The organism is Massilia sp. HP4 (assembly GCF_005222695.1).
Taxonomy (GTDB): domain Bacteria; phylum Pseudomonadota; class Gammaproteobacteria; order Burkholderiales; family Burkholderiaceae_D; genus Telluria.
On sequence record NZ_STGG01000021.1, the window covers coordinates 1 to 19,804 of the forward strand.

Here is a 19,804-nt window from a genome sequence, read left to right on the forward strand (position 1 = left end):
TCCATACGATTTGCCAGCATGCCGGCGCTCGGCTGGTCGTCTGCTGCGTCGGCGATGCGGAATGCCGCACGCGCGGTGCGCGCCACCGCTTCCTGGCCCGCAACCAGCTGGCGGATCATCTCTTGCGCGCCCGGCACGTTCGCTTCTTCCTTGATGGTCGACAGCTCGGCGTAGCGCTGGTAGGTGCCCGGTGCGAAGTGGCCCAGGGCGCGGATACGCTCGGCGATGTCGTCCAGCGCGTTCCACAGCTCGGTGTACTGCTCCTGGAACATCACGTGCAGGGTCTGGAACATCGGGCCGGTCACGTTCCAGTGGAAATTGTGGGTCTTCAGGTACAGCATGTAGCTGTCAGCCAAAACGTGCGACAGCGAGTCGACGATTTTTGCGCGGTCTTCGGTGCTGATGCCAATATCGATATTCATGTGCTTCCTCCGTAGTCGGTCAGTCATTTCAGTAATGAGTACATGGCGCTGATGTTCGAAAATGCAACAGTGTCATAACAGCATCAGCTTACCACCTTGGCCGAAAACGCGATGGACGCCATCCGCGTCCTCATCCGTGTCCGCATCTGTGCTTCACCTAACAGTGGGCCTGTCGAGTTCGGCTCTACTATCGGTAACTTATCAACTGTGGCTTTCGACAGCAATCATACAAGAGGATAGTATGCCCCTTCATGCCGCCATCCGCGCAGGTGACCTTCCCACCGCGACCGAACTGCTCCGCGCCGGCGCCGATCCGGATCGCCGTGACCCCGAGGGCTTCACACCGCTGATGATCGCGGCCGGCTTGGGACAGTCCTATATGGTGTCGACCCTGCTGGCCGCCGGCGCCGACGTGCTGGCGCTCGATCCCCGCATGGGGGCAAGCGCGCTGCACAAGGCTGCGCAGTCCGGCAATGCCGACGTCATCGGCTTCCTGCTCGATCGCGGCGCCTTCATCGACCAGCAGTCGCCCGTGCTCGGCAACACGGCGCTGATGGACGCGGTGCTGCACAAGCACATCAGCGCCGTAGCGCGCCTGCTCGAGCGCGGCGCCAGGCCGGCTATTCAAAATTACTGGTCGCAGACGGCGCTCGACATCGCCAAAGGCGATGGACTGGACGCCATCGCGCGCCTGATCGAGGCCAGGATCGCGGCTGATGCTGCGCGGCTTGGCGCCTTGCGCCTGGTCGCGGCGGTCAAGGCCGGCGACCCGGCAGAGGTCGAGCGCCAGATTGCCGCCGGCGTCCCGCTTGACGAGCAGGTGCCGATGGTCGGCAGCCTTGACGACAACTACACGCCGCTGGGCATCGCGGCCCGTGAGGGACGGCTGGACATCGCGCGCCTGTTGCTCGACGCCGGCGCCGACGCCAGCCGCATGATCGGCTTGATGGGCGGCACCGCCTTGCACGACGCCACCTATTTCGGGCATGCCGACATCGTGCGCCTGCTGGCCGAGCCGCGGCGCGGCGCCACACCCTTGCCCGAACTGGATGCGCAAGGCGCTTATAACGGCCTGTCGGCGCTGCACGACGCCGTCTGGCAGAACCATGCCGACGCGGTGCGGGCCCTGTGCGATGCCGGCGCGCGCTCAGACCTCAGGGGCCATACGGGAATGACGCCGCGCGAGCTGGCGCTGTACTACGGCTACGACGACATCGCCGCACTGCTGGCCGACAAGGAGCGCGCGCCCGCCTATCCCACCGACCATCCATCAGGAGACCGACTGTGAACGACGCCATTCGACCGCATCCTTTTGCCATTCCCGAAGCCGACCTGATTGATCTGCGCCAGCGCCTGGCGCGCACGCGCTGGCCCGACAAGGAAACCGTCGATGACTGGAGCCAAGGCGTGCCGCTGGCCAGGCTGCAGGCGCTGGTCGGGCATTGGCGTGACCGGCACGACTGGCGCGCGACCGAAGCTCGGCTGAACGCGTTCCAGCCATCGTCGACGACGATCGACGGACTCGATATCCATTTCCTGCACATTCGCTCGCCCGAACCCGGTGCGCTGCCGTTGGTGATCACCCATGGCTGGTCGGGATCGGCGATCGAGAACGTGCGGGCCGCGCAGCTGCTGGCCGATCCGCGCGCCCATGGCCATGATCCGCGTGACGCCTTCCACGTCGTCCTGCCGTCGATGCCGGGCTTCGGCCTGTCGGGCAAGCCGCGCGCACCCGGCTGGACGCCGGAACGCATCGCGCAAGCATGGGTCGAGCTGATGCGCCGGCTGGGCTACGACCAGTTCGTGGCGCAGGGCGGCGACTGGGGGTATTCGATCACCAATGAGCTGGGCGGCATCGGGCTGCCTGCGGTCAAGGCCGTGCACTTCAATATGTTCCCGGTATTCGAGGGATTGGAAGCACGCGACGCGCAGGAAGAAGAAGGGCTGCGCCGCATCCGTGACTTCCAGCAGGATCATTCCGGCTACCAGCTCATGCAGATCCAGACCCCGCAGACGATCGGCTATGCGTTGACCGATTCGCCGGCCGGCCAGGCCGCATGGCTGCTCGATCTATACTGGCGCTGGATGGACCACGATGGCGACCCGACCCATGCCGCGGACATGGACGACATCCTCGACACCATCAGCTGGTATTGGCTGACGGGCACCGCAGCGTCCTCCGCGCGCATTTACTGGGAAAGCATGAGGACCTTCAAGGAGCGCAAGATCGACGTGCCGGTGGCGTTCAGCCAGTTCCCGCGCGACCTGCACATGGCCAGCCGGCGCTGGGTGCTGGAGCGCTATCCGACCCTGGTCTATTACAACGATGTCGCCAGGGGTGGCCACTATCCGGCGATGGAGCAGCCTGGTTTGTTCGCCGACGAGTTGCGCAAGGGCTTTCGCAGCGTGCGCTGAACGAAAAGGGGCGCCGCGGCGCCCCCATGCATCGGGATGCGCCGGCACGCGGCCGGCGCGACCGACTAACTCAGTGCGTACTGCCGCTCGGCGGCATCATGGTCTGCACCGGGCTGTCGCTGGCGAACAGCTGGGCGCAGTCGACCTTGTCGAATGCGTAGTGCTTGCCGCAGAAATCGCAGTTGATGCCCAGTTCGCCCAGCTCGGTCAGCGCCGATTCGACTTCGTCCTGGCCCAGCATCTTGAGCATATTGCCGACCTTTTCACGGTTGCAGCTGCAATGGAACTCGGGGTGCACCGGATCGAACACGCGGATGGTCTCTTCCCAGAACAGGCGGTGCAGCAGGGTCGAGATATCGGTCGACAGCAGCTCTTCGCGCTTGACGGTCTGGCCCAGCATCGCGGCGCGGTTCCAGGTTTCCAGGTCTTCGGCCTCGCTGGCCTGCCTGGTTTGATCTTCCTTGCCGCTGTGGCGCGGCAGCTTTTGCAGCAGCAGGCCGCGCGCGACCTGGTCGTCGGCCGCCAGCCACAGGCGGGTGTCCATCTGCTCCGAGCGCAGCATGTAGTTCTCGATCACGGTCGCCATGTCGTCGCCGTCGAGCGGCACCACGCCCTGGTAGGGCTGCTGGCCCGGCAGCTTGTCGGCCGGGTCGAGCGTGATCACGAAACGGCCCTTGCCGTTCACATTGAACAGCTGCGACAGGGTGACGTCGTCCGCGATCTCGACGTCGGGCGCCAGCTTGGCCGTGGCGCGCATGCGCAGGTCGGCGTCGCACTCGACCACCAGCAGGCGCACCGGGCCATCGCCGTGGATCTGCATCACGATCGAGCCGTTGAACTTGAGGTTGGCCGACAGCAGGGCGCCGGCCGCCACCATCTCGCCCAGCACCGAGCGCACCGCTTTCGGGTAGCCATGGCGGGCCTGGATCTCGCGCCAGGTGTCCGAAATCTCGACCAGCTCGCCGCGCACGGCCGCATTGTCGAAGATGAATTTTTGCAGGGTGTCCCTGTTGGTGGTGCCAGTATCCGTAGTCGTCATTCTTTATCCGATTTTCTTGAGCTGCGTCTTGAACAGCTGGCCGCGCGCCACATAGCCCGCGGCGGTCGCCTCCAGACGAAGCAGGTCTTCTTGTGTCAGTGTCCGCACCACCTTCGCGGGCGAACCCAGGATCAGCGAGTGGTCGGGAAATTGCTTGCCTTCCGTGACCAGGGCGCCGGCGCCGACCAGGCATCCCTTGCCGATCCGCGCGCCGTTGAGCACCACGGCCTGGATGCCGATCAGCGACCCGTCGCCCACCGTGCAGCCGTGCAGCATGGCCTGGTGGCCGACCGTCACATTCTTGCCGAGCTCGAGCGGGTAGCCAGGATCGGTGTGCATCACGGTGCCTTCCTGAACATTGCTGCCTTCGCCGATCGTGATGCGCTCGTTGTCGCCGCGCAGGGTGGCGCCGAACCACACCGAGGCGTTCGCCTCGAGCGTGACCTTGCCCAACACGGTGGCCGTGTCGGCGACAAACGCCGACGGATCGATCTCGGGCGCATGCTCGCCCAGCTGGTAAATCGCCATGGATGTGCTCGCGGAGGATGGAAATGGCGCTATTTTACCGTTCCCGGCGCCCGTCCATACCCCCATGCCACGCCTTGAAGTCCGGCAGATGGGGCCGCGGCGCAGGAATTCAACCGCCGGGCCGTATAATCCTGCGAACGTACGTACTAATAGTATTGGAGATGCATGAAAGCCTCACGTTCCGAATTCCTTACCGTGCGCGGCCTGCGCATGCATGTGCGCCACTGGGGCTCCCCAGACGCGCCCAAGCTGTTCATGCTGCACGGCTGGATGGACGTATCGGCCTCGTTCCAGTTCATGGTCGATTGCCTGCAGGGAGACTGGCACGTGATCGCGCCCGACTGGCGCGGCTTCGGCCAGAGCGAGCGCTCGGGCGTTGACACCTACTGGTTCCCCGACTATGTGGCCGACCTCGAGGTGCTGCTCGACCATTATGCGCCAGGGCAGGCGGTCAACCTGCTGGGCCACAGCATGGGCGGCAATATCGCCGGCATCTATGCCGGCGCGCGGCCGCAGCGCATCGCGAAGCTGGTCAACCTGGAAGGTTTTGGTTTACCGACCACCCGGCCGGCGCAGTATCCGGGGCGCGTGGCCAGGTGGCTCGATGAATTGCGTGACCCACCCGAGATGCGCGGCTACGCCAGCCTGGATGAAGTCGCCGCGCGGCTGCGCAAGACCAATCCGCGCCTGGCGCCGGAACGTGCCGCCTTCCTGGCCGCCCACTGGGCCGAGCAGGACCGCGACGGCCAATGGAAGATCCTGGGCGACCCGGCCCATAAAATGAGCTCGCCGCTGCTGTACCATGTCGACGAAATCATGGCCTGCTGGAGCGCGATCGCGGCGCCGGTGCTGTGGGTCGAGGCCGAAGAGACCGATATGTGGCGCTGGATGGGCGCGCGCGACCAGGCGCGCGCCGAAGTGGACCGCCGGATGACTTATCTGAAGCAGGTGACGCCGCGCATGGTGCCGCAGGCAGGGCATATGCTGCACCACGACCAGCCGGAACTGCTGGCAAACATGGTCGAGGAATTCCTCGCAACAGCCCAACAACAGGAATGATGGGGAATGGACGGTACGGTTGTCAGGGTTACATTGTCGCTGATCGGGCCGAGCATCATGCTGGTGTTCGGCCTGGCATTCGCAGGCGCCTGGTCGATCGACAGGCAACGGCCTTATCTGCTTCTGCTGGCGTTGACCTGCCTGCTGTTCACGCTGGGTGCGGTGTCGCAGATCCTGTACTGGCCGCGCGATACGGGCCTGAATGCCATGGTCTCGGGGACGCTGTATACGGCGGCCGTCCTGCTGGCGGCACAGGCAATCCTGCTGCGATCCGGGCGGGCGCTTCCCTGGCCCTGGTACCCGGTACTGCTCGCCGGATTCATGGCACTGATGGCTTACTTCTTCTACGTGGATCGCAATCTGCTGGCGCGCGTGTATATCCAGAACTTCGGTTACGGGCTCATCTTGCTGGCAGCGGCGCTGCGCCTCAGGACCGCAACGGGCAAGCGGCACGTGGACCGCATCCTGTTCTGGGTACTGCTGGCTTTTGCGCTCCACTTCTTCCCGAGGACGCTGATGACGATGGGCTTTTCAGCCCCGATCGGGGAACGTCCCTTCGCCAACTCCGTGTTCTGGCAAACGCTGCAGCTTTCGCTGGCCGTGCTGGGCGCCGGCCTGGCACTGGCCATCTTCGCGGCCGCCTGTTCAGACCTTCTTGAAGATGTGCGACGCGAGCGCAATACGGATCCGCTCACGGGGACCCTGAACCGCCGCGGCTTCGACGATGCCGTTGCCGCAAAGCTGAAGAAGCTGGGAGGGCCCGCTTCGCTGGTGCTGTGCGATGTCGACCATTTCAAGCGTATCAACGATCTTCATGGCCATGACGCCGGTGATGCCGTCCTTAGGATGCTGGGGCGGCTGTTGCTCGATAGCGCAGGCAGCGATGACGCCGTGGGCCGGTTTGGCGGAGAAGAATTCGTGGTCTTTCTCCCTGCCACCGGCCTGCAGGAAGCGATGGCCTGCGCCGAGAGGCTAAGGGCCACCGTGGCCGGCCACCCGTTTCCGCACCTCCAGGACGGCCAGATGGTCACCGCCAGCTTCGGCGTGGCCGAACTCAGGCCAGGCGAGCCGTGGGAGAGCCTGTTCAAGCGCGCCGATACCGGCCTGTACGCGGCAAAGAACGCGGGCCGGAATCGTACCGTGGCCGCGGACCCGCCGGCAGGTGCGATGGCCGCGCAAGCGACGTGATTGACGTTGTAATCACACCTCATCCCCAATAGATAAATTGCCGGTAGGCAACTGCTGTGCTACAGTCGGTTCCCGAGCGTGCGCCAGTCCGGTCGCACCATAGACCGACAGGATTCACGATGGCTTACCGAGGCGCCAGCGCGCTCGTCGCAGGCCTGCTGCTCGCAGGCTGCGCCATTCCCTATAGCCCGGTTCCCGTGGCAAGCAACTTCCCCAGCACGCAGCAGGCCAAGGTGCAGGCCGCGGCCCACTGGGGCGTGATCGCGCGCCATATGGCGACCGAGCTGGGGCCGACCCTGAAGACGGCGCCGAGCCGCTCGCTGTACGTGGAGCCGTTGCAAACGTCCACCTTCAGCAAGGGCGTCAAATCGCACCTGGTCACGGCCCTGGTCAACGATGGCTTCGTGGTGGTCAAGAATCCGGCGCCGGGGGCGCTCAAGATCGAGCTCGACACACAGGTGGTCGCGTTCTCGGCCGACCGTCCGCAATACCGCTACACCGGCTTGCCGACCGCGCTGGCCAGCGGCGCCTGGGTCTTGACCAGCATCCAGCACAGCCCTGAATGGCTGCTCACGGCCGGCCTGTACGGCTACGACGCCCATCGCTGGTTCACCGCCCAGTTCGCGCCGGGCGATACGCCGAAGACCGAGATGATCGTCACCGTGTCGGTGGCCGACGAGCAGCGCTACTATGCGCGCAACACCTCGGTGTACTACACCAATGACGAGGACGTGTCGCTGTACGACGCCGCCCTGGCCGCGAAACTCGCGCCGCCGCCGGTGCAGACCGTCAAAACCTTTGCAGTCAAGGACCATTGAGCCCAAGCATGCGACTACCGAACCTTTCCGCATGCGTGCTGGGCCTGGCCATCGTGCTGGGCGGCTGCGCCTTCGAGCCGACCAATTACACCTCGGTGGCCGCGAACGATTTCGTCGCCGCCAACTACCGCGCCGCCGATGCGCTGCAGGCCCAGTTGCAGGGCAAGCTCACCGGCAACCAGCCGCTGATCATGGCCACGCTGGTCAATATCGACGCGCTCGAACACAGTTCGATGCTGGGCCGCGTGGTGTCCGAACAGATCGCCACCCGCCTGGCCCAGACCGGCTTGCCGGTGCTCGAAATGAAGCTGCGCAACAGCGTCTACCTGAAGCGCAACCAGGGCGAATTGATGCTCACCCGCGAGCTGGGTGAAGTGGCCGGCACGCACAACGCGCAGGCCGTGGTGGTCGGTTCCTACGCCGAGACGCGCGATACGATCTTCATCAACGTCAAGGTGATCCAGCCGACGACCAACCTGGTGCTGGCGGGGCATGACTATGTGCTGGCAAAGCAGGGGACGATCCGCTCAATGCTGGTGCCGGATTGATCACCCGGCGCACGATTTCCGGCAGCTGATTGTGCAGCCAGCGTAGCTGCGCTTCTTCCAGCGGTTCCGACGCCCGCGCCAGCAGGGCGAGCCGGTCCAGCACATCCGGGGCAATCCCGAATGCGCCTCCATCCCCGAGCGCAAGTACGAAACGCTGCGCCAGCGGGCCGACCGGCCCGCCCCGGGCGCGGTACCGCTGCAGCTCGCCCATCAAATACTGGGCAAGGGCAGGCGCAGCCGCATCAGGCCTGGCCGGCAGCATAGAGTTCGCGCACCAGCGTTTCCACCAGTTCGGCAGCCGGCAAGGCGCGCGCGAGCGGTGCGCCCTGGCCGGCCCAGTGCGGGGCGTATTCATGGTTGCCGGCTTTAGCCGCCACCGCGTGCAACTGCTTGGCCGCGTCATAGGCCACCGGGTAGGCGGCCGGGATGCCCGATGCGCCGTGCGAGATGATCCGGTTGACGATGCCGCGTGCAGGCCGTCCAGAGATTGCCGCAGTCAGGGTGGTGACGGCGGCGCGTTCGCTCTGCAGATTGGCGCGATAGGCCTCGTTGGCCGCCGATTCCGGGCTCAGGATGAAGGCGGTGCCGAGCTGCGCGCCGGCGGCGCCCAGGTCGAGCGCGGCCTTGATGCCGGCGCCATCCATGATGCCGCCGGCCGCGATCACCGGCAAGCGCGTACGCTTGACCAGCAGGCGCACCAGCACCGCCATGCTCAGCCGTTCGTCGGTCGCCTCCGGATCGAACATGCCGCGGTGGCCGCCGGCCTCGATGCCCTGGGCCAAGATCGCATCGATTCCCGCCTGTTCGATCCGCAGCGCTTCGTGCAGGTTGGTGGCCGTGGCCAGGGTGCGGATGCCGGCCGCGCGCAAGGCCGCCAGGCGCTCGGTTGATGGCAGGCCGAAGTGGAAGCTGACGACTTCGGGGCGCAGTGCGAGCAGCATCCGGAAGCTCTCTTCGTCATCGTTGAAGGTACGATAAATCTCATCGAGCGCGGTTGGCAGCGGTGCGCCTGCTTCATTGAACAGTGGCGCAAGATGGGCCAGCCAGGCGGCTTCGACGCCGGCGTCGCGCCGGGCCGGCGCGTGGCAGAACACGTTCACATTGATCGGCTTGCCGGTCAGCGTGCGGGTTTCCTCGATCATCGCGCGTGCCTGATCGGCCGTGCTCGCACCGATGCCCAGTGAACCCAGGGCGCCGGCATTCGACACCGCCGCCGCCAGCCGCGGTGTCGACGTGCCCGCCATCGGCGCCTGGATGATTTGATGCTGGATCGACAACTGGGTAAAGAACGGGTTGGACGGTTGCATGGAGGGCTCCTTTCGTGCTTGACTCTGATTCACAAAATAAGAATGAAGTGATGGTATCATTCTGTTTTGAGAAAAGATATATGGAAACTGAATCTTTGCGAATTTTCTGCGCGGTGGCTGCGGAGCTCAGTGTGACGCAGGCCGCCGCGCGGCTCGGGCGGGCGCCGTCGAATGTGACGACCCGCATCCAGCAACTGGAGGCGGACCTCGGCGCCGAGCTGCTGGTGCGCGCGGGTAAGCGTATCGCGTTGTCGACGGCGGGCGAACAGTTTCTTGCCTATGCCAAAAGGCTGCTCGCACTTGAGGACGAGGCGCGGCAGGTCGTGTCGCATGGCGCCTCGGGCGGCATGCTGCGCATCGGCAGCATGGAAAGCACGGCGGCCAGCCGCCTGCCTGGCGTGCTGGCCGCCTATCACGTCGCCCATCCCGCCATGCGCCTGTCCCTGGGCACCGGTCCGTCGCGCCAGATCGTCGAGCAGGTCAGGACCGGCGCCCTGGATTGCGCCTTCGTCGCCTTGCCGGATGGCGGCGCGGGCCTGGCCGAGATGGGGCTGCAAGCGCGGCCGGTCTGGACCGAGGAATTGCTGTTGCTGCTGCCGCCCGGCGAAGCGGACGTCGACGACGCGCGCCAGGTGGCGGTGCGTTCGCTGGCCGCCTTCCCGCAGGGCTGCACCTACCGCAGCCTGGCCGAGGAGCGGCTGGGCGTCGCGGGCGCCCCGGCCTGGCGGGTGCAAGAGATGAATTCCTACCATGCGATGATCGCCTGCGTGGCCGCCGGCGCCTGCGTGACGGTGCTGCCCGCCAGCGTGCTGGCGCTGGGCAGTGCGCCGGCCGCGCTCAGGACCTTGCCGCTGGGGCGCCTCGACACCTTCCTGGTCTGGCGCGAGGGCTTTGCGACACCGGCGTTTCGCGCCTTCGCCGACGGCTTGCCCGGCGCGTGATCGCCCGGTGGAGTGGCGGGTAAATGCGCGTACAATGTACCGTTCCAGATACCCTATTGACTCCATGCTGAAAGTCGACCTGCACTGCCATTCCACCGTCTCCGACGGCGTACTCGCCCCCTCCGACGTGGCGGCCTATGCGCGCAAGGGCGGGGTCGATGTGTGGGCGCTCACCGACCACGACGAGGTCGGCGGCATCAAGGCCGCGCGCAAGGCGGCAGGCGAGCTCGGCATGCGTTTCGTGGCCGGGGTCGAGATCTCGGTCACCTGGGCCAACGAGACCGTGCACGTGGTCGGCCTGCAGGTCGACGAAGACAACCCGGGCCTGGTCGCCGGCCTGGCCGCGACCCGCAACGGCCGCGAGCAGCGCGCCCGCGAGATGGCGGCCCAGCTCGAGCAGGCCGGCATTCCCGGCGCCTACGAAGGCGCGCTGCGCTTCGTCGCCAACCCGGACCTGATGTCGCGCACCCACTTCGCGCGCTACCTGTGCGAGATCGGCGTGTGCACCACCACCTCCGAAGTGTTCCGCCGCTTCCTGACCGAGGGCCGGCCCGGTTACGTGCCGCACCGCTGGGCCACCCTGGCCGAGGCGATGGGCTGGATCCGCGGCGCGGGCGGCATCCCCGTCATCGCGCACCCGGGGCGCTACCGCTTCAGCGACACGGCGCAGGGCGTGCTGTTCGACGAATTCCGCCAGCTGGGCGGCAATACCATCGAGGTCGTCACCGGCAGCCATACGCCAGACCAGTACCAGGCCTATGCCGAGATCGCGCGGCGCTACGGCTTTCTGGCCTCGCGCGGCACCGATTTTCATGCGCCGGGCGAGGCAAGGGTGGAATTTGCCGAGCTGCCGCCGTTGCCGTCGAGCGTGACGCCGGTGTGGCATGACTGGTTCTGAGCCCGCTCCCCTGTCGTTGACATCCCGGGCGCGCTGAGCGATGTCCAGCCAATTACTCTTTCTGTTCAGCGTCCTGGGCGGGATCAATGGCGTTTTTCTGGCGCTGTATTTTTTCACCCGCCGCACCCATCGCCTGACGAACACCATGCTGGGCGCCTTGTTGATTGCGGTCGGCTTTCGTACGGTTAAATCGGCGTTTTATTACTTCAATCCCGATCTCGCGATCGGGTTTCTCCAGATCGGCCTGGCCGCCTGCCTGCTGATCGGGCCCCTGACCTATCTTTACGTATTCAGTCACCTGGCCGATCTGGACAACAGTGCCGCCGATAGTCACTGGCGCTGGCATCTCTTGCTGGCATCCTGCATTATCTTGGTCGCGGTGAATTTCCCCTATGCCCGCTATGAGAACGCATGGTATTACTATGTGTGCGGCATCCATGCGTACTGGTTCGGGTATCTGCTGTTGGCCGCGAAAAATCTGTGGCAATCGCGTGCAGTATTGCGCGACACGCATGGCGGGCCTGCTCGCGGCAATATGCTGTTATTAAGCGTATATTGCGGCAGTTTGCTGCTGCTCATCGCGTATCTGACGACGCCCTTGACCTCGTATATTGTCGGCGCCTTGTCGTTCACCTTTTCGGTACACGTCGTCATATTGTCCTGGATATTGAACCACGGAGCGAAAGTCGAAGTCGGCAAGAAGGAAAAATACCGGAATCGCAAATTGACCGACCAGGATGCCGGCGATCTGATCGAGTCGCTGAACCTGGTAATGCGTGAACAGCAGCTCCACCTGAATCCCAATCTGAGCCTGGCGCTGCTGGCAAAGAAGGTCGGGAGCCTGCAAACGACGGTATCCCAGGCGATTAACGAGCACCTGGGCAAAACCTTCAATCTTTACGTTAACGAGTTCCGCATCCAGCATGCCCAGGACTTGTTACTCAATGAATCTCGCATGAATATGGAGCTCGTTGCCGAGCGCAGCGGGTTCAATTCCACCTCCACGTTCTTCGCTGCATTCAAGAAGACAACCGGGCAGACACCGGCTGGCTACCGCGCCGCCAGGGCGTCGGCTGCGCTTGCATCCTGCGCCGATCGCGCCGTGGGCGCGCCCGCGTCGTAGCCGTTCGGGCCTTGCGCCCTGGCGCCGCCGTGACGCGCGGCTGCGGAATCATGTATCCGGAGTCCGAAATCATGGTTCCCCATCCCCGCGCCAGACAGTCGTCCTATATTGGCTCCTGAAGCCGCGTATCACCCTCGGATAATCGATCCGGGCGGGTGCGCGGCCGGGTAACCGTATCTACCTCCAGTACGGGTATTTCCACATTTTCAGGTGAATGTATGTGTCGACCTCTCTTGTTCCAGATATTAATGGCGCTTTATCTCCTGCTATTCAAGCCTGATTGCGCATTCGCAGCGCCGCTGGCGCATGCCGGTAATAGCATCGATGCTGCCACCATGCAGAAATTCGACGCGGTGTTCAGCGATTTCAATACTCCACGGCCAGCGCTCGCGGTTGCCATGTTCAAGAATCGGGAGCTGATCTATCAAAAGGCCTATGGCCAGGCCAATCTCGAGCATAATATTCCGGCGACCGTCGATACCAGCTTCCAGATCGATACGCTTGCGTGGGAATTCATTGCATATTCCGCGTTGATGCTGGAAAGCCAAGGCAAGATCAAGCTGGGCGACGACATCAGGATATATTTGCCCGAGCTGCCCGACCTGGGCCAGAAAATCACCATCGATCACCTGCTGAGCTCGACCGACGGGATTGCCGGCTACAAGGTCTTGCAAGCCGTGGCGGGATGGGAATCGAGTGGCCCCGAGCAGCACGCGGCCGTGCTTCAACTGATCAAGCGTCAGAAGAAACTGAACTTCAAACCCGGCGAAGAGTTCTCGCCAGGCGGCGACAGCAGGTTCATCCTGTTGGCCCGGATGGTCGAAGTGGTCTCGGGCGAGCCTTTCGATGCGTTTTGCAAGAAGAATATTTTCACGCCCCTGGGCATGACGAACACGCAGTTCGTGTACGACGATGCCCAGTTCATCAGCAATAGAGCGGTTCCCTACCGGAATGCCGGTAACGGCGTGTACAAACACGATGTGGGCGCACGCAATGTGCCCGGCCCGGTCAACCTGTATTCGTCGATACGCGACCTGTCGCTATGGCGCGCCAGCCTGGCGTCGCCCGCGCCAGGCAAGCAGGCGTTGGCTGGCAAACTGAACCAGCCGATCAAGCTCGATCGTGGCGTGATCATCCGCGATATCGCCAGGGTCTCGACCTATGGCCAGCAGCATGCCGGCCAGGAGCGGGGCATCTCGAAGCAATACCAGATCGGCGCCGTTGGCGGCTACGCAAGTTCGGTGTTCAGCTTTCCCGATCATGACGTCACCGTCTTTGTGTTGAGCTCGGGGCTCGACTATAACGGCAGCTACGGTATGCGGCTGGCGTCCGTCCTGCTCGAGCAACAGTTTGTCGAGCCGCTGACGATCGACTATGCGCGCATCGAGCGCGCGCAGGTCGCGCCGGCCCAGCTCTCGCACTACGCGGGCCACTACTGGACCGCGGTCCGGGCCGTTCCTGCTGCGATCCACGTCAAGGATGGTGTGCTGTATTACGGCAGTGCGGGCGGCGCGCCAGGGCGTGAATTGATTCCCTTGGGCGGCGCGCGATTCCAGCTGAAGATCGAGGGCGACGATCACTATTTCGTCGAATTCGTCGATGGCGGGAAAGGAATGGAAATGCACTACAGCATGGGCGCCAGCGACCCGGTGGTGTTTGAGAGGTACACGCCGGCGTCGTACACCGATCGGGAGCTCGGCCAGTTCGCAGGCACCTTCCACAACGAAGAACTCAATGCCTCGTATGTTTTCACTGTCCGCGACGGGGTGCTCAGTGCACGCAACCTGCGTGTCGGCCAGGTCGACTTCAAGCCGCTCGACGCCGACAGGTTCTCGGGCAACAAGCCATTCATGGGCGGGCTCCGGTTCCTGCGTGACAGTGACAAGGAGGTGACCGGCTTCCAGATCATCGGAGATGACGTCCGGGGATTGCAGTTCAATAAGATTCGCGCTCCCGGCGTCTGACCGATCCTTCGCTTTTCCCAAGCCAGGCACTGCCTGGCTTTTCGCGCTGCAGCGTTCGCTGCTGGGCCGTGTTGTGACTCGGCAACCCAAGTAAATTCATCAAGCCACCTTGAAATACCTGATTTATACTCCATATGGAGTATATAGAGAGTATAGGACAAGGTATGAAGCTAGTTTCCCCAGAAAAGAAGCTCCCCGATAGCGACAAGGTAACGGTCAATGTCGGCCTGGTCGACCTGGCCCAGGTCGACCTGCTGGTCGAGGAGGGTTTTTATTCAAACCGCACCGACCTGGTCCGCACGGCGATCCGCAATCTGCTGCAACAGCACGCCGATGTCATCCGGCAGACCGTGGTGCGCAAGCGCTATGTCATGGGCCTGTACCGCTACACCCGGCGCGAGCTGGAGCAGGTCGTCGCCAACGGGCAGCAGCTCGAGATCCACGTGCTCGGCCTGGCCGTGATCGAAGACGACGTCCCGGCCAGCCTGGCCCGGGAAGCGATCGCCTCGCTCCGGGTGCTGGGCGCCTTCCTCGCCTCTCCGGCCGTGCGCGAAGCACTGGCCGACCGCCTGCAATCCTCATGAAAGACAAACCCATGAAACCCTTTGAACAATTTATTGACCAGATGATGGAATCGGCGCGCCGCGTCCAGGCGCGCGACCCGAAGGCCGCCACCGACATCATCCAGCAGGCGTTGGCCCAGGCCGGCCTGGTGGCGCCGCAGCAAGAAACCGCCGCCAACCCGCAGGCGCCGGAATTCGTCGACCTCAATTCGCCACCGGCCTGGAGCAAGCGCAAGCCGCGGCCCCGTCCCGCGCCGAAGGCTGATCAGGAATTGCCCGGCCGTTTCATTGCCGGCAGCCACAGTGGAGAAGCGGGCAGCCGCCGCTACAAGCTGTATATTCCCGCGCACATGCCAGCCGGGCGCAGGCCATTGATCGTCATGCTGCACGGCTGCACCCAGAACCCCGACGACTTCGCCGTGGGCACCGGCATGAACGCGCTGGCCGAGGAAACCGGCTGCCTGGTGCTGTACCCCGAGCAGGATGGCCGCGCCAACCGCTCCCACTGCTGGAACTGGTTCGAGCCCGGCCACCAGGCGCGCGACGCGGGCGAGCCCGGCATCCTGGCCGGCATGACCCGGCAGGTGATGAAGGAATACGATGCCGAGCCGTCGCAGGTATTCGTGGCCGGCATGTCGGCCGGCGGCGCGATGGCGGCAGTGCTGGGCGCCGAATATCCCGAACTGTTCGCCGCGATCGGCGTGCATTCCGGCCTGCCGGCGGGCAGTGCACGCGACATGATCTCGGGCCTGCAAGCCATGAAGAAGCCCGGCCGCGCGCGCAGCCTGCGCGAGGCGGTGCCGGTGATCGTGTTCCACGGCGATGCCGACCATGTGGTGAACTCCGCCAACGGCGAAGCGGTGCTGGAACAGTTCGTCGGCGCCCACGCCGGCCTGCGCGCCACGCCGCTGCACGCGAGCGAGGCCGGGTCGACCGATGGCGGGCGCCGCAGTACGCGCCGCGCCTGGCGCAACGAAGAAGGGCGGACGATGGCGGAACACTGGACCGTGCACGGCGCCGGCCACGCCTGGGCCGGCGGCAATGCGGCCGGTTCGCATACCGATGCGCTGGGCCCGAATGCGTCGCGCGAGATGCTGCGCTTTTTTCTACAGTGATACGCCCTACCGCTGGGCCTTGAATTTTCCGCAGCCAAGCCCAATCTTGGCATCCTGTCATCAACTTCCAGGAGATGTCCGTCATGAAGCGTGTTGTTCTGTTCCTTGCCACCAACCTTGCCGTCGTGCTGGTACTGACGCTGGTCATCAACCTGTTCGGCCTGGGCCGGGGTGTCTCGGCGCAGGGCATCGATATCGGCGCAGTGGCGATCCTCTCCGTGGTGATCGGTTTTACCGGCGCCTTCATCTCGCTGCTGATGAGCAAGCCGATGGCCAAGTGGTCGACCGGCGCGCGTGTCATCGAGCAGCCGGCCAATGCGACCGAGCAATGGCTGGTGCAAACCGTGCACCGCCTGTCGGAACGCGCCGGCATCGGCATGCCCGAAGTGGCCGTGTACGACGGTGAGCCGAACGCCTTCGCCACCGGCGCGTTCAAAAATTCGGCCCTGGTGGCCGTCTCGACCGGCCTGCTGCAAAGCATGAACCAGGACGAGGTCGAAGCCGTGCTCGGCCACGAGGTCGCCCACATCGCCAACGGCGACATGGTCACCCTGACCCTGATCCAGGGCGTGGTGAACACCTTCGTCGTATTCCTGGCGCGCGTGGTCGGCTTTTTCGTCGATAAAGTATTGTTCCGCAAGGAGGGCGAAGGCCCCGGCATCGGTTATTTCATGAGCGTGGTAGTGCTGGAGATCGTCTTCGGCCTGCTGGCCTCGATCATCGTCGCCTGGTTCTCGCGCCAGCGCGAGTTCCGCGCCGACGCCGGCGCCGCAAAACTGATGGGCACGCCGGTGCCGATGCAGCATGCGCTAGCCCGCCTGGGCGGCTTCGCGCCGGGCGCGCTGCCCAAGACGATGTCCGCATCGGGCATTTCCGGCAGCGGCGGCGGCTGGGGCGCGCTGTTCTCGACCCACCCGCCGATGGAGCAGCGCATCGCCGCGCTCCAGCAGATGCGCTAACAGGACTGAATAATAAAAGGATTCACCGATGGGCCAATATTTCCAGATCCACCCCGAGAACCCCCAGGCCCGCCTGATCAAGCAGGCGGCGCAGATCGTCAGCAGCGGCGGCATCGTCGCGCTGCCGACCGATTCCGCCTATGCCCTGGTGTGCCGCCTGGACGACAAGTCGGCGGTCGACAAGCTGCGCCGCATCCGCGGCGTCGACGACAAGCACCACCTGACCCTGCTGGTGCGCGACCTGTCCGAGGTCGCGCAATACGCACGCGTGGATAACGCGCAATACCGCCTGCTCAAGGCGACCATGCCGGGCCCGTACACGGTGATCCTGGAGGCGACGCGCGAACTGCCGCGCCGCCTGTCGCACCCATCGCGCAAGACGATCGGCCTGCGCGTGCCCGAAAACAAGATTACCCTGGCCTTACTGGAAGAACTGGGCGAGCCGCTGATCGGCACCACCCTGCAACTGCCGGGCGACGACCACATGCTGTCCGACCCAGAAGAAGTGCGCGAGCGCCTGGAAAAGCAGATCGAGCTGATCATCGACGGCGGCGCCGGCCTGCTGGAAGCGACCACCATCATCGACCTGACCGGCCCCGAACCGGAGCTGGTGCGCGAGGGCAGGGGCGATCCGGCGGCCTTCGGCCTGTAATGCGCTTTAAGAATTCCACAGGACAAGTGCGTAGCGGCCTCTGATAGAATCTCCCTTATGGATGAAACGATACGCAACATCGCCGTCTACGCGCTGCCCGTCCTTTTTGCGATTACCCTGCACGAAGCCGCCCACGCCTACGCTGCCAAATTTTTCGGTGACAACACCGCCTATTCCCAGGGCCGCATGAGCCTGAACCCGCTGGTGCACGTCGACCTGTGGGGCACCATCGTGATTCCGATCATGATGTATCTGTTTACTCCCTTCGTGTTCGGCTATGCCAAGCCGGTGCCGGTCGAGTTCGGCCGCCTGCGCAATCCGAAGCGCGACATGGCCTGGGTCGCGCTGGCCGGGCCGATCGCCAACCTGATCATGGCCGCGCTGTGGCTGCTGTTCGCCGCGCTACTGGTGTTCTTCGGCGTCGAGGAAACCTTCCCGCGCCGCATGGCCGAGGCCGGCATCCTCACGAACCTGTTGATCATGGCCTTCAACCTGCTGCCGATCCCGCCGCTGGACGGTGGCAGGGTCTTGACGAGCATGCTGCCCAATACCCTGGCCTACAAGTTCGCGCGCATCGAGCCTTACGGTTTCTTCATCGTGCTGGGCCTGGTCTTCCTGAAGCTGGTGGGCTACTGGGTGGTGCCGGTCATGCAGCTGGGCCGCTGGATCGTGGACCTGATGGTCTTGCCGTTCACTTTCCTGATGTTCTGAGCGCGATGCTGCCCGACACGCCCCGAGTGAACATGCAGGCTTTGCCACCGTCGCCCTGGGTAGAACGCTTCGCGTCCCTGGCGCGACCCGGCGAGGCGCTCGACCTGGCTTGCGGCAACGGTCGCCATACGCGCCTGCTGGCCGCACGCGGCTTGCAGGTGCTGGCGCTGGACGTCAAGCCCGAGGCGCTGGCCGCCAGCGCGGGCGCGAATGTCACGACCATGGCCTGCGACCTCGAGGCCGAGGGTGCGCCCTGGCCCTTCGAGGCCGGGCGTTTTGCGGCGATCGTGGTCACCAATTACCTGCACCGGCCGCTGTTTGCGCAGCTGGCGGCCAGCCTGCGGCCGGACGGCATCCTGATCTACGAAACCTTTGCCCAAGGGAACCAGGTGTACGGTAAACCGTCCAACCCTGCCTTCCTGCTGGCGCCTGGCGAATTGCTGGGACTGGCCATCGACGGCGGCCTGCAGGTGCTGGCGTATGAGGACGGCCACGTGGAGCGGCCGCACCCGGCCCAGGTGCAGCGCCTGTGCGCGGCAGGGCCGGCATTTGTCAAAACCGAGGCTCGGCTCGACCATATTGTGGTCAGGAATGAACCATAGGGGCGGGCTATCCGCTACAATCAGATTTTTTATTGAATGGCACGGCCAAAGATTATGATTAAGGGCAGTATCGTTGCAATCGTCACCCCGATGTTCGAAGACGGCAGTCTTGACCGCGATTCCCTGCGCAAGCTGCTCGACTGGCATATCGCGGAAGGGACGGACGGGATCGTTATCGTTGGCACGACCGGCGAATCCGCCACTGTGTCTCCAGAGGAACATTGCGAACTCGTCAAGCTGGCTGTCGACCATATCGGCGGTCGCATCCCGGTCATCGCCGGCACCGGCGGCAATTCGACCGCGGAAGCGATCGCGCTGACCCGCCACGCGAAGGAAGTCGGCGCCGACGCTTCGCTGCAGGTCGTTCCCTATTACAACCGGCCGACGCAAGAGGGCATGTACCGCCACTTCCGCACCATCGCCGAAGCCGTCGACCTGCCGATCATCCTGTACAACGTGCCGGGCCGTACCGTGGCCGACATGGCCAACGAGACCGTCGCGCGGCTGGCGCCGATCGAGAATATCGTCGGCATCAAGGACGCGACCGGGAATATCGGCCGCGGCATCGAGCTGCTCAAGATGGTCGACACATCGTTCGCCGTGTATTCGGGCGACGATCCGACCGCGATGGCGCTGATGTTCTGCGGCGGCGCCGGTAATATCTCGGTCACGGCCAACGTTGCCCCGCGCGCCATGCACGAATTGTGCGCGGCCGCGATGGCCGGCGATATCGCCCGTGCGGTCGAGATCAATAACCGTGTGCTGGGCCTGCACGGCAAGCTGTTCGTCGAACCGAATCCGGTGCCCGTGAAATGGGCATTGGCCGAGATGGGCAAGATGCCGGCCGGCCTGCGCCTGCCGCTCGCTCCGCTGTCTGCTTCTTACCACGAGACCGTGCGCGCCGCCCTGGTGGAAGCCGGCGTTCATTCCTAATCCCGGCCCGCAAGGGTTC

General features: G+C 64.5%; 21 protein-coding genes. 17 read left to right on the forward strand and 4 right to left on the reverse strand.

All coding sequences use genetic code 11. The annotated features are described in order from the left end of the window. Positions 1 to 422: Dps family protein (locus tag E8M83_RS10040; protein WP_137173230.1), on the reverse strand; the 422-nt coding region annotated here is incomplete at its 3' end. Between the two features lie 241 nt (positions 423 to 663). Between E8M83_RS10040 and E8M83_RS10045 the strand changes: the two genes are divergently transcribed. Next, positions 664 to 1,710, forward strand: coding sequence for an ankyrin repeat domain-containing protein (locus tag E8M83_RS10045; RefSeq protein ID WP_137173231.1), 1,047 nt, complete (start codon positions 664 to 666; stop codon positions 1,708 to 1,710). Continuing rightward, on the forward strand, positions 1,707 to 2,837 hold the full coding sequence (locus E8M83_RS10050; RefSeq protein ID WP_137173232.1) for an epoxide hydrolase family protein: 1,131 nt from the start codon (positions 1,707 to 1,709) through the stop codon (positions 2,835 to 2,837). The genes E8M83_RS10045 and E8M83_RS10050 overlap by 4 nt, the downstream gene beginning before the upstream one ends. Positions 2,838 to 2,907: 70 nt before the next feature. Here E8M83_RS10050 and hslO read toward each other — a convergent pair whose 3' ends face one another. Together hslO and E8M83_RS10060 are read right to left on the reverse strand one after the other, a co-directional pair. After that, positions 2,908 to 3,876, reverse strand: coding sequence for an Hsp33 family molecular chaperone HslO (gene hslO, locus E8M83_RS10055; protein ID WP_137173233.1), 969 nt, complete (start codon positions 3,874 to 3,876; stop codon positions 2,908 to 2,910). A gap of 3 nt (positions 3,877 to 3,879) precedes the next feature. Continuing rightward, complete coding sequence (locus E8M83_RS10060; protein ID WP_137173234.1) at positions 3,880 to 4,404, reverse strand: gamma carbonic anhydrase family protein; 525 nt, start codon at positions 4,402 to 4,404, stop codon at positions 3,880 to 3,882. Between the two features lie 165 nt (positions 4,405 to 4,569). Here E8M83_RS10060 and E8M83_RS10065 point away from each other — a divergent pair, with 165 nt between their 5' ends. From E8M83_RS10065 to E8M83_RS10080, 4 genes are all read left to right on the forward strand, one after another. After that, complete coding sequence (locus tag E8M83_RS10065) at positions 4,570 to 5,463, forward strand: alpha/beta fold hydrolase (protein WP_137173235.1); 894 nt, start codon at positions 4,570 to 4,572, stop codon at positions 5,461 to 5,463. 6 nt (positions 5,464 to 5,469) lie between these two features. Then, positions 5,470 to 6,651, forward strand: a complete 1,182-nt coding sequence (locus E8M83_RS10070) for a GGDEF domain-containing protein (protein ID WP_137173236.1) — start codon at positions 5,470 to 5,472, stop codon at positions 6,649 to 6,651. Positions 6,652 to 6,770: 119 nt separating this feature from the next. Then, positions 6,771 to 7,469 carry a hypothetical protein gene (locus E8M83_RS10075; protein WP_137173237.1) on the forward strand — a complete coding sequence of 233 codons (699 nt, stop codon included), beginning with the start codon at positions 6,771 to 6,773 and terminating at the stop codon, positions 7,467 to 7,469. An 8-nt stretch (positions 7,470 to 7,477) separates the two neighbouring features. Beyond that, the gene (locus tag E8M83_RS10080; RefSeq protein WP_137173238.1) at positions 7,478 to 8,017 is read left to right on the forward strand and encodes a FlgO family outer membrane protein; all 540 of its coding nucleotides are present in this window, start codon (positions 7,478 to 7,480) and stop codon (positions 8,015 to 8,017) included. 242 nt (positions 8,018 to 8,259) lie between these two features. On the opposite strand, the gene E8M83_RS10085 is transcribed toward E8M83_RS10080, so the two are convergent. Continuing rightward, on the reverse strand, positions 8,260 to 9,324 hold the full coding sequence (locus E8M83_RS10085) for a nitronate monooxygenase family protein (RefSeq protein WP_137173239.1): 1,065 nt from the start codon (positions 9,322 to 9,324) through the stop codon (positions 8,260 to 8,262). Positions 9,325 to 9,404: 80 nt separating this feature from the next. Here E8M83_RS10085 and E8M83_RS10090 point away from each other — a divergent pair, with 80 nt between their 5' ends. The 11 genes from E8M83_RS10090 to dapA all read left to right on the forward strand — a co-directional run bounded on the left by E8M83_RS10090 (position 9,405) and on the right by dapA (position 19,785). Beyond that, positions 9,405 to 10,265 (forward strand): LysR substrate-binding domain-containing protein, encoded by an 861-nt coding sequence (locus tag E8M83_RS10090; RefSeq protein WP_137173240.1) that lies wholly within the window; start codon positions 9,405 to 9,407, stop codon positions 10,263 to 10,265. A 64-nt stretch (positions 10,266 to 10,329) separates the two neighbouring features. Continuing rightward, complete coding sequence (locus E8M83_RS10095) at positions 10,330 to 11,163, forward strand: 3',5'-nucleoside bisphosphate phosphatase (protein WP_137173241.1); 834 nt, start codon at positions 10,330 to 10,332, stop codon at positions 11,161 to 11,163. A 40-nt stretch (positions 11,164 to 11,203) separates the two neighbouring features. Next, the gene (locus tag E8M83_RS10100; RefSeq protein WP_137173242.1) at positions 11,204 to 12,286 is read left to right on the forward strand and encodes a helix-turn-helix domain-containing protein; all 1,083 of its coding nucleotides are present in this window, start codon (positions 11,204 to 11,206) and stop codon (positions 12,284 to 12,286) included. A 155-nt stretch (positions 12,287 to 12,441) separates the two neighbouring features. Continuing rightward, entirely contained in the window at positions 12,442 to 14,250 is a 1,809-nt protein-coding gene (locus E8M83_RS10105) for a serine hydrolase (RefSeq protein WP_137173243.1), read from the forward strand. A gap of 164 nt (positions 14,251 to 14,414) precedes the next feature. Continuing rightward, entirely contained in the window at positions 14,415 to 14,834 is a 420-nt protein-coding gene (locus E8M83_RS10110; RefSeq protein WP_137173244.1) for a CopG family transcriptional regulator, read from the forward strand. A gap of 11 nt (positions 14,835 to 14,845) precedes the next feature. Beyond that, positions 14,846 to 15,928 (forward strand): PHB depolymerase family esterase, encoded by a 1,083-nt coding sequence (locus E8M83_RS10115; protein ID WP_137173245.1) that lies wholly within the window; start codon positions 14,846 to 14,848, stop codon positions 15,926 to 15,928. A gap of 83 nt (positions 15,929 to 16,011) precedes the next feature. Next, the gene (gene htpX / locus E8M83_RS10120) at positions 16,012 to 16,887 is read left to right on the forward strand and encodes a protease HtpX (protein ID WP_137173246.1); all 876 of its coding nucleotides are present in this window, start codon (positions 16,012 to 16,014) and stop codon (positions 16,885 to 16,887) included. 28 nt (positions 16,888 to 16,915) lie between these two features. After that, positions 16,916 to 17,539 carry an L-threonylcarbamoyladenylate synthase gene (locus E8M83_RS10125; RefSeq protein WP_137173247.1) on the forward strand — a complete coding sequence of 208 codons (624 nt, stop codon included), beginning with the start codon at positions 16,916 to 16,918 and terminating at the stop codon, positions 17,537 to 17,539. Between the two features lie 57 nt (positions 17,540 to 17,596). Beyond that, a complete protein-coding gene (locus tag E8M83_RS10130; protein WP_137173248.1) occupies positions 17,597 to 18,250 on the forward strand; it encodes a site-2 protease family protein in 654 nt (217 codons plus the stop codon). Between the two features lie 32 nt (positions 18,251 to 18,282). Beyond that, positions 18,283 to 18,852, forward strand: a complete 570-nt coding sequence (locus E8M83_RS10135) for a bifunctional 2-polyprenyl-6-hydroxyphenol methylase/3-demethylubiquinol 3-O-methyltransferase UbiG (protein ID WP_229491482.1) — start codon at positions 18,283 to 18,285, stop codon at positions 18,850 to 18,852. A gap of 54 nt (positions 18,853 to 18,906) precedes the next feature. Then, positions 18,907 to 19,785, forward strand: coding sequence for a 4-hydroxy-tetrahydrodipicolinate synthase (gene dapA / locus E8M83_RS10140; protein ID WP_137173250.1), 879 nt, complete (start codon positions 18,907 to 18,909; stop codon positions 19,783 to 19,785). The last annotated feature ends 19 nt before the right edge of the window (positions 19,786 to 19,804 follow it).

Excerpts from the sequence above, each read along its gene's own strand:
- E8M83_RS10045 (WP_137173231.1), top strand. The coding sequence starts at position 664 with ATGCCCCTTCATGCCGCCATCCGCGCAGGTGACCTTCCCACCGCGACC.
- hslO (WP_137173233.1), bottom strand. The coding sequence starts at position 3,876 with ATGACGACTACGGATACTGGCACCACCAACAGGGACACCCTGCAAAAA.
- E8M83_RS10060 (WP_137173234.1), bottom strand. The coding sequence starts at position 4,404 with ATGGCGATTTACCAGCTGGGCGAGCATGCGCCCGAGATCGATCCGTCG.
- E8M83_RS10065 (WP_137173235.1), top strand. The coding sequence starts at position 4,570 with ATGAAAGCCTCACGTTCCGAATTCCTTACCGTGCGCGGCCTGCGCATG.
- E8M83_RS10070 (WP_137173236.1), top strand. The coding sequence starts at position 5,470 with ATGGACGGTACGGTTGTCAGGGTTACATTGTCGCTGATCGGGCCGAGC.
- E8M83_RS10075 (WP_137173237.1), top strand. The coding sequence starts at position 6,771 with ATGGCTTACCGAGGCGCCAGCGCGCTCGTCGCAGGCCTGCTGCTCGCA.
- E8M83_RS10080 (WP_137173238.1), top strand. The coding sequence starts at position 7,478 with ATGCGACTACCGAACCTTTCCGCATGCGTGCTGGGCCTGGCCATCGTG.
- E8M83_RS10085 (WP_137173239.1), bottom strand. The coding sequence starts at position 9,324 with ATGCAACCGTCCAACCCGTTCTTTACCCAGTTGTCGATCCAGCATCAA.
- E8M83_RS10090 (WP_137173240.1), top strand. The coding sequence starts at position 9,405 with ATGGAAACTGAATCTTTGCGAATTTTCTGCGCGGTGGCTGCGGAGCTC.
- E8M83_RS10095 (WP_137173241.1), top strand. The coding sequence starts at position 10,330 with ATGCTGAAAGTCGACCTGCACTGCCATTCCACCGTCTCCGACGGCGTA.
- E8M83_RS10100 (WP_137173242.1), top strand. The coding sequence starts at position 11,204 with ATGTCCAGCCAATTACTCTTTCTGTTCAGCGTCCTGGGCGGGATCAAT.
- E8M83_RS10110 (WP_137173244.1), top strand. The coding sequence starts at position 14,415 with ATGAAGCTAGTTTCCCCAGAAAAGAAGCTCCCCGATAGCGACAAGGTA.
- E8M83_RS10115 (WP_137173245.1), top strand. The coding sequence starts at position 14,846 with ATGAAACCCTTTGAACAATTTATTGACCAGATGATGGAATCGGCGCGC.
- htpX (WP_137173246.1), top strand. The coding sequence starts at position 16,012 with ATGAAGCGTGTTGTTCTGTTCCTTGCCACCAACCTTGCCGTCGTGCTG.
- E8M83_RS10125 (WP_137173247.1), top strand. The coding sequence starts at position 16,916 with ATGGGCCAATATTTCCAGATCCACCCCGAGAACCCCCAGGCCCGCCTG.
- E8M83_RS10130 (WP_137173248.1), top strand. The coding sequence starts at position 17,597 with ATGGATGAAACGATACGCAACATCGCCGTCTACGCGCTGCCCGTCCTT.
- E8M83_RS10135 (WP_229491482.1), top strand. The coding sequence starts at position 18,283 with ATGCAGGCTTTGCCACCGTCGCCCTGGGTAGAACGCTTCGCGTCCCTG.
- dapA (WP_137173250.1), top strand. The coding sequence starts at position 18,907 with ATGATTAAGGGCAGTATCGTTGCAATCGTCACCCCGATGTTCGAAGAC.